The organism is Candidatus Stygibacter australis, assembly GCA_030765845.1.
In the GTDB taxonomy this organism is placed as follows: domain Bacteria; phylum Cloacimonadota; class Cloacimonadia; order Cloacimonadales; family TCS61; genus Stygibacter; species Stygibacter australis.
This window is the reverse complement of sequence record JAVCDJ010000145.1, coordinates 1-13960: the sequence shown is the minus strand read 5'-3', so window position 1 is coordinate 13960 and position 13960 is coordinate 1. Positions and strand designations below refer to the sequence as shown.

The following is a 13960-nucleotide window of genomic DNA, read 5'->3' as shown; positions in this document are numbered from 1 at the left end:
CCCACAGGGAACCCACAGGGAACCCACAGGGAACCCACAGGGAGGGTACAGGGAAGTTAATTGGGACATGGGAAGCTGCTAAATAATTACCTTTAATATATTTATGATAAAAAGCATATATAATGGGGCAAAATGGGATAAATGAAACATATGGTCTATAATATATAATGAGAAAAATAGAAAGGACAGGAAGAAAACGAGTGTATGTGAATTTGATAAAAAAGCCGGGGGATGCCTGTTATAAAATTGGCGTTTATGCTGATCAACCACTTCTATTCCCTGATCAACCATTGCGGAGGTGCAAGCACCATTCGCAAGGTTTTGGCTGGTGGGAATTGTCTATCAACCATTGCTAACTGGTTTATTTATAGATATTTATAAACTTCTATCCTCTGTTCGACCATTGCGGAGGTGCAATCACCATTCGCAAGGACTTGGCTGGTGGGAATTGAACAGTCTCTTCCAGGTCCATCCTTCGCTTACGCTGCCAAGTCCTACTTATCTTGACATCTAAACTGCTGATTTAAAATGTGTTCAGTTAATTATAAATAATGGAGAATGCCATGGATAATAGAAATCAATTGATGCAGGCCCGGCGTCAGAAATTACAGCGTCTGGTGGATATGCAGGTGAATGCTTATCCCAATCGCTCACACAGAACTCATGTAGTATCAGAACTCATTGCCCGAAAAGATGAGCTAATAGAATCAGAAGAGCGAGTATCAGTTACTGGCAGACTTGTCGCCTTGCGGCGTCAGGGTAAGGTAGGATTTGGCAATATTGCTGATGAATCAGGTAATATTCAGATATTTGTACGTAAAGATAATACTGGTGAAGAGAATTATGACGTTTTCAAAGCCTGCGATCTGGGAGATTTTGTACAGGTAGATGGCATCTGTTTTGTTACCCAGATGGGTGAATATTCCGTGAAAGTAAATAAGGTTACTATACTGTGCAAAGCTTTGCGTCCTTTACCGGTAGTTAAAGAGAAGGTGGTAGATGGCAAAACTATTCGTTATGATGAATTTCATGATATAGAAACGCGTTACCGCAAGCGCTATCTGGATTTATTACTTAATCCGGAACATAAGCACAGTTTTGAGACCAGAGCACATTTGATTTCCGGGATTCGTCATTTTCTGGAAGGAAGAGGTTTTCTGGAAGTAGAAACACCAATTCTTACACCCTTATACGGTGGAGCTCAAGCTCGTCCGTTTTTAACTCATCATAACACACTGGATATAGAATTGTATATGCGAATAGCTATTGAGCTCTATCTTAAAAGGCTTATTGTGGGAGGATTTGAGCGGGTTTATGAAATTGGCAAAGTATTCCGTAATGAGGGAATGGATAGATCACATAATCCTGAATTTACACTTTTGGAACTTTATCAGGCATACACTGACCTCGATGGGATGATCGAGCTTACTGAAAGCCTGATCAAGCACCTTGCAAAAGAAGTATTGCACACAGATACTATTACTTGTAATGATGTTGAGCTTGATTTCAAAGCACCTTTCTGTCAGGCGACTATGCTGGATCTGATCAAGGAATATGCAGGTTTTGATGCCAGTGATTTTGATTTTGATAAAATCAACGCATTTTGCCTGGAACATAAAATTGAAGTAGCGCCTTCAGCCGGCAGTGGTAAACTTATTGAAGCACTCTTTGATCACTTTGTGGAGCCCAAACTTATCCAGCCGACTTTTGTGCTTGATTATCCGCGGGAAATCTCTCCGCTGGCAAAGCTAAAACCTGGTGAGACAGAGATAGTGGAACGCTTTGAGCTCTTTATCATGGGAAATGAATATGCCAATGCCTTTACTGAGTTAAATGATCCAATCGATCAGCGACAGCGTTTGGAAGATCAGGTGAAAATGCGTGAGATGGGTGATTCTGAAGCTAACTTGATGGATGAGGATTTCATTGAAGCCATGGAATACGGCATGCCACCTACAGGTGGACTGGGAATCGGGATTGACCGCTTGATAATGCTTTTCACCAATAATACTTCTATCAAGGAAGTGATCCTCTTTCCACAAATGAAACCAGAACATTAATAGAAATAAATAAGATTCTCTCTAAGGCGATAGATAACTCCCTCCCAAATTGTATCTATCGCCTTTTCTTTTTGCTGCTATTATTTTTAAAATATTTGATCCAGAACTAATGTTATAGTTATTACCCATAACAGGTCATTTAGCCACAGGTAAGCCACAGGGAGGCCACACTGGGTAAGTAAATGTGATAAGAAACGCTTGCACAAGGCACAAAGTAATTATTTGCAGTGAATTATGGCGATTATTAAAGAGATTATGCAAATTTGACTATTTAAGGGCAGTTACGAAATTGCAAAAGATTTCTATCATGACGAACGATAGAATAAAAGACTTCCTTATCCTTCCCTTGATATAGCTACGAAGAATTTACGGAAAGCTACTGAGGATTCTGGCGTTTTTTCATCAAGCCTCATGGAGCTTTATTTATATGATTATCAACTCCAAGGGGTGGGGCTATATGTCATTATTTCAACAGCATCAGCTTACCGGAATTTGTTTCGTTATCGGTTTTCAGGCGATAGAAGTATAAACCTGAAGCAACAGGGCTGCCACTGGCATCATTTCCATTCCAGACGATACTGTGAGCACCTGACTGGCAAGATTCATTAACCAGAGTATTGATCTTCTGACCTTTGATATTGTAGATAGTGAGCTGGATATTTTGTGTTTCTTCGAGGGTATATGAAATTGTTGTTGAAGGATTGAAGGGGTTGGGATAATTTTTGATAGAATGGATTGATTTGATATTCGGGATCGAGCTATTATCATCGGATAAATAATAGATGGGAGTCAAGGGAATGAAGAGGTCACCACATTCGCCGGAGACGAATTCCACTTCACCTGTCCAGACATCTTCATACAGCATGCGCTGAGCCTGCACTTCATATATGCCTGCCGGTCTTTTTACTAATGCATAACCATAATTATCTGTAAACTCAAAATCTGACGGATCATCATTAAAGATCAGGAGCACATAATTAACAATATCCTGACTTTCGGCATTATAAGTATTAACCATAATTTCACCGAGTTCGGGGCTGCCGTATTCATAAACGCCGATGTCAATAATGGCATCGTTGCCCGGGATACCGCTCCATTGCCTGATCCTGCCATCCAGGTCAAAGGGATTGTATTCGTATCTGGGGGTATCGTAACCAGCATCAATAGCTGGACTGCCAGGTGATAGATGAAAATCATCATTTGCGAAATTAACGAAAACTTCGTTAATCTGCTCAGGGGTAATAACGATATTATTTCCTCCGTCAATGATATAAGGATATTCAGCAATATCAAAGTCAATTATACAATTGCGAAGAGTATCTGGTGGTAATTGACTATAAATATTTTCCTCCATTTCGCCTTGAGCAGTGAGAATGATAGAATTTTCCAGCAATCTGCCAGCTCTATAGGCAAATTCAGAGTCATCTAAAATAATGATATTATTGGAACTCGGGTGTTTATAATTATAGAAACTTCCACCGTTATAAACTATGTTGTTATTAAATTCAAAAAGCGAATCCGTGATCACATGAGAATTATTAAAGATATTATTGAAAATTTTACCTGAGGCGTGCATATTAGTCACGAAATCGTATTGTTCAAAATAGTTATCATAAATTTCAGCATAAGCATCATGATAGAAATTTACAAATTGCGGTGAAGTAAACCCATGATGTATAAAGGAATTGGACTTAATATAGTTTTGATTAAGTGGATATTCATAAGCATTACCGTAGATAATATCAAGCCCATTTTCTCCACAATTCAGAAATGCGTTTTTGTAAAAATATGATGGGCATAAACCAGAAGCAATACCTGAGACAGATGAGTTAATATTGCTAAAAGAATTAAAAACGGAGTTTGGGCATCCACCGCCACCATGAGGTAAATTTCTGAAAACATTGCCAGCAAACAAGGGAGAATAACCATTATCAATAACCTGCCAAACTATACACTGAGTGGTGATACGATACTCCAGATAGTCATTTTCGTTATTCAAAAGTTCAAAAAGATTATTAGTAACCTCGCAGAGCATGGAATTATTACTATCGGGATTACTCTCTGTGGATACCGGACACTGGTTATTATAAAAATGGCAATTGCGAACAATGATCCTGCCGTTTTCAGCCCGGATACAGGCATCGGAGGGATCACCAAGAAATCTGTTGAAAGAAAAACTGTAACTTATGGAGCAGTGTTCAAAGATGTTCAGAGGGGCATTGGGATAAATATAGAAATTACCCCATAATTCATTAGGAGAATTGGGAGGTCTGGTGAAAATGATACTGTCCTGCTCAGTTCCACAAGCAATAATTCTGCCATATATGTAGAAAGTTCCTGGATGGGAGGGAGAGATTTCCCAGAAGAAATCAAGTCTATCATCATGACAGATACACCTTTTGGAATCCATAATGACTTCCGTACCAGGCATTATGGTAAGGGTGGTATTTTCAGTGATAGTAACGATGTCAAAGACTTCGTAAGGATTGTTTTCCGGTGACCAGACAGTGTCACCATCGATCGTACCGGTAATAATCGTGCCGGATAGGCAAAACATAGGCAAGCATAGGAGTATAAGAAATATATTTTTCACAGTATTATCCTTTTAAAAAACCAGGAGCGGAAAATATCCGCTCCTGGTTAAATGGGTTATTTCAGCAGCATCAGCTTGCCTGAATTCGTTTCGGTATCGGTTTTCAGACGATAGAAGTATAAACCTGAAGCAACAGGGCTGCCACTGGCATCATTTCCATTCCAGACGATACTGTGAGCACCTGACTGGCAATATTCATTAACCAGAGTATTGATCTTTTGACCTTTGATATTGTAGATAGCCAATTCAAGGTGAGAGTTAACAGGCAAGACATATTGTATAGTCGTGGAGGGATTAAATGGATTGGGATAATTATTAGAAAGCAGTTGTGAAGGTTTTTGGACATTAGTCAGATAATCATAAGCTTTGAAGTTTGACATTTGATTTTGAAGTTCAAAAGCCTTATTTTGATATTCCGTAAAGGAATTAACCTTGAGAGAGCATTCTTCGGGCAGGTCTCTAATACCGCTTTCAGCCAGTTGCAGGTAATAGTAGCCCTCGTCAATCAGGGCTGAGATGATCTCGTCTTCATCTTCAAGTGAAGCGATCAGATCTTCGATTGTAGCAATGGCTTGCAGGTAGAGTTCTTCTTTCATAAAGCTTTTGGCAATAACTGCTTTAACTGCTTTGGCTAATTCGGAACCTTCCTGGAAGTAGATACTTTGCAGATAAGTGATCAAAGCTGCATAATCCTGGGTGGTCATACCGGTTAATTGATAAAGATAATAAACCGCAGAGGCAGCTTCTTTGCTGTCCGGGTAAACAACTATCACATCTTTGAGAATAATCTCTGCCTCATCGTAATCTTCTCCGGCAATTTCCAAAGCAGCATTACTCAGAAGTATTGCTTCATCTGAAAGGTTATAATTTTCATTAACAATCCAGGCATCAGGATCAGCAGGCAATAAATACTGAACATCATCAGAAACAAGGTCTGTTCCTCTGATATCCACAGGTCCATCACCATCTTCCCAGAAAAGGTTTACCAGGATGGGATATTCAGTTTCATAAGGAGTAAGAGTAATTGGATGCCCATTTCCCATGCGAAAACTCTCAGGTTCCCAGGCAATAAACTCAGCCTTTTCATTTTGAAGTAATTCTACGTTAGTAAAACTGTTATATTGGATATCATCGATGAATCTTGTTCCTGTATGGCAATAGATACCGTGAAGCTCGTTGTAACTGGAGCTGATATTGTCAAACAACCCAACATAAGTGCAATTAAAAATAAAGCCAGTTCCGTTATTATAGGAAACTTCACAATCTTCAAAACTGGATTCTCCGATGGCAGAATCATAGAGATATACTCCATGATAATTAGCATCATTACTGTTTCCGCCGATAACAGTATTTATCATATTAAGCTGAGAGTGGTAGGATGCGATGGCATATCTGGAGTTTCCGGTAAATTCACAGGGATTATTTTCCAGATCAATGCCTTCAATATACAGGTTATGTCCATCCTGGATAGAGACCTGATTACCATTTCTGAAATTGGAAGTATAAAAATGCACGGTTCGAGGCTCCCAATCTTGTGTAACATAGGGGCTATCATAAATTTGGAGATTATCCATACCATCAAACTCACAGTTAGTGAATGATATTTTGTTATGGTCACTTGCGATAAAATCAATTGTCCAGGGATCTTTGATGTAAATTCCATCCCAGGAAATATAATTATCATTAGCTTTTATATCAACTACTAAATCATTTTGATTATAATCATTGCTTGCCTGAGTAGTAATAATACCGCCAGCCTGAGCGATGATATAGTCACCATGTACACCTTCCGCAGAACTTAAGCCTATATAACTTGACTGGGGACGTCTGGGTACACAGCCTTCAACAATTGCACCATCCCCTAAAAAGAGTCTTGAATCTAAGCCATGTACATCAACAATAGCACCGTGATTAAGGGAAAGATTGCCACCTGATGAAATATTGAGACTACCAGTAATCTCCAATTCATAATGCCCGGCAAACTGCAGTATATCGCTAAGGGTCTGCTGACCTGTTATCTGAGAATCACCACTAATAAATGTATGATCAGTAATCGATGTCAGGTCAAGTTCCCCATCAACGAAGGCGTAATCGGAAGGCACATTCATAAAGTCTGTTAACCTTGTTTCCCCATATCTTGATAAAACTACCAGCTCGTTTTCATTCAAAGCATTCCAGGTTTCCAGATCACCGGTAGGTTTTGCTGTTATTACTCCATAATACTTTTCAAAATCTTTGTAATAAAGTACATATTCAGGGTCAATAATATCGGTATCTTTGTAATTACAGAACAGATACATATTTTCGCCATCAGAAAAGATGAAGTTTACTTTATTAGATGAATTGTTATTCACTAAGTATGGTGTAGCCATATTACTGCTTAAGGCATTATGTAAACCCTCAAGTACATTATAATCTGCTTCCTCAATGTATGCCATGACATATAGAAATAATAGCTCACTGTCAATCCAGGTTTCATCATTTGGATAGGTGTGGTAAGGTTCAATACCACACCATTGAGAACCGAAATCAGTAAAATTAACAGAGGCATAATCATAACAATCATCTTTGAAATCATCACAGATTAAGCCATTATGAATAAATGAGTATGTTTTACTGCAATATCTCTCAGGAATCTGATAGGTGAAAGGATGACTGCCGATTCCGGTAAATCCATTTCGCACATGGCCTAAGACAAGACTTAATTCATCTTGATTATCGAGTATAAAGTCATAGGCATCTCCGAAAGATTGGGTATATTCATCATTTACCTTTTCGATCCATCCATTATCTTCACTTTGGTCTGAAATTTTGTACCAAGCATATCCATAGGGTAGATTACTAAAATTGATAATGTTATATTGAGATACTCCAGAAACAACAGGATAGTCTATGGGTGGCATAAATCCATCTTCATCATAGCAGATAACCCCATATCCATCAGGATTAATTGATATTTCATTATTCGAATGCTCATATAAGAAATCAAAAAAATCATAAGGATCTTCCGGATTAGACCATGTAGATCCGAGGTCATCTTCTTCCCAGGAAACGCTCTGCCCTGCCCGTGAAATCAACCCCATAAATTCGCACTCAGCTACTAAAAATGTAGAACTGATTAATAGTATTATCAGAAAATATATCTTAGCCATTAAGATCCTCCAAATTTTGTTTTTTTATAAAATAATTGATTATTGGAGGTTTTAGCTATCGAAAGTGAAATTGTACAAATTCCATTTTTTTTAAAGAGGCTACTTGACAACATAGTACAAATCTCTTATTCATAATTAATAATCATAAATTTATCTGTCAGCTCAAGAATCCCTATTTGACATCGGTAGGATTATCAAATTAAGTTTCTGCCTTTCAGAAATTTTACAAATTAAAGCACTCAAAATTAACATCATAAAAAATCCTTACAATTGAATTAAAACAAAAAGAATTTTACTCTCTCTATATATATAGTCCGGAAAAAATGCAAAGTGTGACAACACCACGCAAAAAAAATGTATTTTATGTTATATTTTTTCTCTGCTTAGATTGTTTGATAGTAGGCAATATTTTATTATAGTAAATCATTGAAAAGTGCAATTAAATTTACTTAATTGTTTCGATTACAGCCACTATACAACTAACTTGTTTAGTTATAGTTAGATAAGAATAACGCAATAAATAAAATATGTTCACCTGTATAGTATTTAAAATTTAGTGCAGTTTTATACTCCGATTTAAATTATCAACAAAATATTTTCTCTTTTTTTTGATTTATCTTCAATTTAATCAAAAGAATTCCTCGACGCTTGCGTCGGGGTAAACAGGAAAGTTTGAAAACCTGGGTTTTCATTCAAACTCTTTCCTAATGATACTTCGGGGCTTGCCCCGGGGTAGTTCATTTTAATAATGAGCTAATTAATATATATTCTTAATAGAATCAATGGGGTATGAAGATGCAATTTAATACGCATTTTCAAGCTATTTGTATATTTGTAAAAAATTCATTTTTTCCTTATTGAGAATAAACTTACTAAAACTATTTGTATATAAATGATTTATATTCCAAATTAAATATTGACAGTTATTAATCCAATATAACTAATTGTTAGCCAGTTAGGCATTTGATTTTAAGTCAATATAGATACTTTGTGGAGGTGCGATATGAAGCTAATGACAATTTTGATTGGGGCTTTTTTTCTTTTAATATCAGTAATTGTTTATGGTGATATTATTGATATTGCTGTAGACGGCAGTGGAGATTACACATCAATACAATCAGGGATCGAGGTGGCAAGTGATAGTGACACGGTATTAGTGGCACCGGGGATATATTATGAAGGGATCGATTTTCTGGAGAAGGAGATTTTAGTGGCTTCCTGGTATTTTACTACCCAGGATACATCTTTTATCAGTAGTACGATCATAGATGGAGAAGATATTCTGGAGAATGTAGTGCTCATAGAAAATCTGGAAACGGATAATACAATATTTAGCGGATTTTCCCTTAGAAATATGTCTGTTGAAGGTGGGGTGGGGATATATTATTCAGGTGGAACAAATCCGCGTATAGAGCATTGCCATATTTATATCGAGCAGGGAGGTGGGATAAGTTTACACGGTGGGGAGCCGGTTATAAGTGATATTGTAGTAACAGGAACTGGAGCAGAATGGGGCACTGGTATATATATAACAAATTCAGATGCTCAAGTATTGAATTGCCGAGTAACGCAGGCATATATGGGTCTGGCAATTTACTATCATTGCAGCCCCTTTATAGAAAATTGCGAATTTGTGGGTAATTATTGCGGAGCACATATCGAAGGAGTAGTTTTTGCGGAGCTGGATAATTGCCTGATCGCAGAAAGCTATGGAGCAGAGAGATACGCCTTTGAGCTGGATAACGAATCTTTTTGTTTATTGAGGAATTGTACTATTGCCGGTAATACAAACGAAATGGGCTCGCTTTTTTGCAGACAGATATCATTTACATTTCTGGCTAATTGCATAGTAGCTAATAATGGAGTCCCTGCTGTACCTATTGCCTGGTCACATTTCAGGTATGCAGCCTGTGTCTTGGATTATGAAATAGCGGCTGAAGAAGATGTGATGCTGAATACAGATTGGGACTGCCAGTTATCAGGAGATTACAGTTTAGGTGCTGGCTCACCTTGTATTGACACCGGTATATCAGAATTTGAATATCAGGAAGATGTAGGAAGTTTTACATTGGAACATTATGAGGGCATCAGCTTTAATATAGAGGATTATAATGGCTTGCGTCCAGACAGGGGTTATCGTGAAAGTGAAATTCCGGCTCCTTTGCATGCTTATTTTTATGTGGAGGAAGATAATGTGTGTGCTGGAAGTCCGCTGCAGTTTCAGGACTATTCTACTGGAGAGATAGTAGAGTGGCAATGGGATTTCGAGAATGACGGTATTATAGATAGTAATGAGCAATATCCAGTTCATATTTACGAGGAAGAAGGAATTTACAGCGTATCATTGCAAGTAACTGACGAAAATGGCAGCGAACTATATCTGGAAACTGATCTGATAACTGTAACGTCACAACGGGTGCACAATATCAGTCAGAATACCTGGCACAGCGAAATAAGCCAGGGTATGAATTATGCAGAGGCAGGAGACACTTTGATCATCCACCCGGGTATTTATCAGGAGGTGCTTGATTTTCAGGGTAAACCACTATATTTAAGATCATTATATTCTGAGACTGGGGATGAAAGTTATATTGATTCCACAATTATTGAGCCATTATCACGAATAATAATCGATGATGAGATCAACTGGTTTGAAATAACAGGTTTCAGAATTAGAAACTGCCCGGAAGCCGTTATGTGGATTCGAGATGGAGCAAATGGGAGGATTAGTCATTGTCTATTCGAGAATAATGGGGGTTATTTTGCCACTGATGGAGGTGTATTTTATATCAGGGATGCTGGAGAAATTGAGATAGACCATTGCCAAATCAGAGAAAATGAATATACTTATGGCGAATTCATAAATGTTGTTAGTGATTCTCAGGTGAAAGTCAGTAATACGGAAATAACTCAGAATACGGGGATTAATTGTGAGAGTGCCATCAAATGCGGAAGCAGCAGTTTTTTGCAGATCACTAATTGCACGATTGCCGATAATGAAGGTTGGGGTATAAGAATGAATAATTGTGAGCTTGTTCTGCTGAATACTATCATTTATAATTGTGAGGATGATGCAATCTTTAATGACTACGGTACAGATTTTTTGATCTTTAATTGTGATATAGAAGATTTTGAGGATTTATCTGTGTATGGACTTCTTGATGATGATGAATATGGCTATGTGATAGAAACAGAGCCTGGATTTGTTGATCCTGAGGTTTTTGATTATACGCTGACTGATAGTTCTGCCTGTATCAATGCCGGGACGGCTTACTTTGAATATGACGGCACAATCTATCTGAATCTGGATGAAAGTGAATATCATGGTTTTGCTCCGGATATTGGTGCTTATGAGAATACTAATGTGGAAAATGATGAAGAAGACATCGCACCTGTGCGGATGAATATGATCAATTACCCTAATCCCTTTAATCCAGTGACTACTATTAAATTTACTTTACCAGCCAGTGATATTGTGACACTGAATATTTATAATATTAAAGGTCAATTAGTGAAACAACTGCTTAATGAGAAATTAAAGTCAGGATGCCATGAAATTAGCTGGGAGGGGATTAATGAGTCAGGTAATGCCTGTACCAGCGGCTTGTATTTTTTACGTCTGCAAAATAGTTATGACCAGATTAACCGGAGGATACTGCTCTTGAAATAATATTGTTACAATAAAATCCTTGCTCAATTTTTCACGTTTTTTTATTTTCTTTCTTTATTAAATGAAGATTAAAAAAACATTGATACACAGTACATTATATAGATAGGTTAATGGTATTAAAATTTTCTGGAGGTGCAAATATGAAGCGAATTGCAATTATAATTTGGGTATTATGTATTTTATTATCAGGAGTAGTTTACTGTAATATCATTGATATTGCGAAGGATGGCAGTGGAGAATTTGTATCTATTCAAGCAGGAATTGAAGTGGCAAATAATGGTGACACATTGCTGGTTGCTCCTGGAACTTATCTGGAAGGGATAGATTTTTTAGAGAAGGAAATCCTGGTTGCTTCCTGGTTTTTTACAACAGAGGACACTTCCTTTATCAGTAGTACGATCATAGATGGTGAAGGTATTTTAGAGAATGTTGTGATCATACAAAATCTGGAAACGGAGAATTTAGTGTTTAGCGGATTTTCGATTAGAAATATGACTCCGGAAGGAGGAGTGGGGATTTCTTGTCATGGTGGCACAAGCCCACGTATAGAGCATTGCCATATTATGATCGAGCAGGCAAGAGGGATAGAAGTAATCGGTGTGGATCCGGTTATAAGTGATATTGCAGTTACAGGAAATGGAATGGAGTGGAGCATAGGTATATTTATAACAAACTCAGATGCTCACGTATTGAATTGTAATGTAACGCAGGCATATAGGGGATTGGCAGTATATTATCATAGTAATCCCCTGATTGAGAATTGCGAATTTGTAGGTAATTATTCTGGAGCGCATATCGATGGTGTAACTTTTGCAGAACTGAATAATTGCCTGTTTGCAGAAAATTATGGCTTATTCCATTCTACTTTTAAACTGGACGGAGAATCTTTCTGTTTGTTAAGGAATTGCACAATAGCCAACAATACAAACGGGGGAGGCTCGCTATTTTGCACCCAGTTATCATTTACATTTCTGGTTAACTGCATTGTAGCCAATGATGGAGTTCCTGCTGAAACTGTTGACTGGTCACATTATCGTTATGCTGCCTGCAGCCTGGATTATGAAATAGCTGCTGAAGAAGATGTGATGCTGAATACTGACTGGGATTGTCAATTGGCAGAAGATTACAGCCTGGGAGTCGGTTCGCCGGGTATCGATACAGGTTTGGCTGAATTTGAATATCAGGAAGATGTGGGCTGGTTGCCGGTAGAACACTATGGCGGCATAAGCTTTAGTATAGAGGATTATAATGGCTTGCGTCCTGACCGTGGGTATCATGAAAGTGAAATATCAGCCCCCTTGCATGCTTATTTCTATGTGGAGGAAGATAATGTGTGCGCTGGAAGTCCGCTGCAGTTTCAGGATTATTCTACTGGAGAAATAGTAGAGTGGCAGTGGGATTTTGAGAATGACGGTATTATAGATAGTTATGAGCAATATCCAATTCATATTTACTAGCAAGAAGGAATTTACAGCGTATCATTGCAAGTAACTGATGAAAATGGCAGCGAACTTCATCTGGAAGCTGATCTGATCACTGTAACCTCACAACGGGTGCACAATATCACTCAGAATACCTGGCACAGCGAAATCAGCCAGGGGATGAATTATGCAGAGGCAAGTGATACTCTGATCATTCACCCGGGTATCTATCAGGAAACCCTTGATTTTCATGGTAAACCTCTATATTTAAGATCATTGTATTATCAGACTGGAAATGAGAGTTATATTGATTCCACAATTATTGAACTATTATCACGTATAATAATCGATGATGAGATTAACTGGTTTGAAATTACAGGTTTCAGAATTAGAAACTGCCCGGAAGCTGTTATGTGGATAGAAGATGGAGCAAATGGGAGGATTAGTCATTGTCTATTCGAGAATAATGTGGGTTATCCTTCCTGTGATGGAGGTGTATTTTATATCAGAGATGCTGGAGAAATTGAGATAGACCATTGCCAAATCAGAGAAAATGACTATGTTTATGGTGGCTTCATTAATGTTGTTTATGATTCTTATGTAAAAGTTAGTAATACGGAAATAACTAATAATACAGGTAGCAACTGTGAAAGTGCCATTCGGTGTGGAATGAATAGTTTTCTGCAAGTCTCAAATTGCACCATATCAGATAATGAAGGTTGGGGCATAAAACTAAATGGTTGTGAGCTTGTACTGCTGAATACTATTATCTATAATTGTGAAGAAGAGGCAATTTATGATGGCAATAGCGTAGATTATCTGATCTTTAATTGCAATATAGAGGATTTTGAGGATTCATATGTGTATGACTCTCTTGAGGATGATGAATATGGCTATGTGATAGAAACAGAGCCTGGATTTATTGATCCTGAAATTTCTGATTATTCGCTGTCTGATAGTTCCCCATGTATCAATGTCGGGACGGCTTACTTTGAATATGACGGTATTGTCTATCTTGATCTGGATGAAAGTGAATATCATGATTTTGCTCCGGATATTGGTGC

7 protein-coding genes are annotated in these 13960 nt (G+C 37.8%); 5 read left to right on the top strand and 2 right to left on the bottom strand.

The genetic code is table 11. The features are described from left to right. Positions 1-167: 167 nt before the first annotated feature. Both RAO94_07230 and lysS read left to right on the top strand, forming a co-directional pair. On the top strand, positions 168-356 hold the full coding sequence (locus RAO94_07230) for a hypothetical protein (protein MDP8322125.1): 189 nt from the start codon (positions 168-170) through the stop codon (positions 354-356). Positions 357-563: 207 nt separating this feature from the next. Then, positions 564-2060, top strand: coding sequence for a lysine--tRNA ligase (lysS, locus tag RAO94_07225; GenBank protein MDP8322124.1), 1497 nt, complete (start codon positions 564-566; stop codon positions 2058-2060). Between the two features lie 463 nt (positions 2061-2523). Here the strand turns inward: lysS and RAO94_07220 are convergent, their stop codons facing one another. After that, complete coding sequence (locus RAO94_07220) at positions 2524-4653, bottom strand: T9SS type A sorting domain-containing protein (protein ID MDP8322123.1); 2130 nt, start codon at positions 4651-4653, stop codon at positions 2524-2526. A 56-nt stretch (positions 4654-4709) separates the two neighbouring features. Next, complete coding sequence (locus tag RAO94_07215) at positions 4710-7805, bottom strand: T9SS type A sorting domain-containing protein (GenBank protein ID MDP8322122.1); 3096 nt, start codon at positions 7803-7805, stop codon at positions 4710-4712. Between the two features lie 1003 nt (positions 7806-8808). Between RAO94_07215 and RAO94_07210 the strand changes: the two genes are divergently transcribed. The 3 genes from RAO94_07210 to RAO94_07200 all read left to right on the top strand — a co-directional run. After that, positions 8809-11475: a right-handed parallel beta-helix repeat-containing protein gene (locus RAO94_07210; protein MDP8322121.1), complete on the top strand. Its 2667-nt coding sequence runs from the start codon at positions 8809-8811 to the stop codon at positions 11473-11475. A 140-nt stretch (positions 11476-11615) separates the two neighbouring features. Continuing rightward, the gene (locus RAO94_07205) at positions 11616-12932 is read left to right on the top strand and encodes a right-handed parallel beta-helix repeat-containing protein (protein MDP8322120.1); all 1317 of its coding nucleotides are present in this window, start codon (positions 11616-11618) and stop codon (positions 12930-12932) included. Positions 12933-12956: 24 nt separating this feature from the next. Continuing rightward, positions 12957-13960: right-handed parallel beta-helix repeat-containing protein (locus RAO94_07200; GenBank protein ID MDP8322119.1), on the top strand; the 1004-nt coding region annotated here is incomplete at its 3' end.

Excerpts from the sequence above, each read along its gene's own strand:
- RAO94_07205 (MDP8322120.1), top strand. The coding sequence starts at position 11,616 with ATGAAGCGAATTGCAATTATAATTTGGGTATTATGTATTTTATTATCA.
- RAO94_07230 (MDP8322125.1), top strand. The coding sequence starts at position 168 with ATGAGAAAAATAGAAAGGACAGGAAGAAAACGAGTGTATGTGAATTTG.
- RAO94_07210 (MDP8322121.1), top strand. The coding sequence starts at position 8,809 with ATGAAGCTAATGACAATTTTGATTGGGGCTTTTTTTCTTTTAATATCA.
- lysS (MDP8322124.1), top strand. The coding sequence starts at position 564 with ATGGATAATAGAAATCAATTGATGCAGGCCCGGCGTCAGAAATTACAG.
- RAO94_07215 (MDP8322122.1), bottom strand. The coding sequence starts at position 7,805 with ATGGCTAAGATATATTTTCTGATAATACTATTAATCAGTTCTACATTT.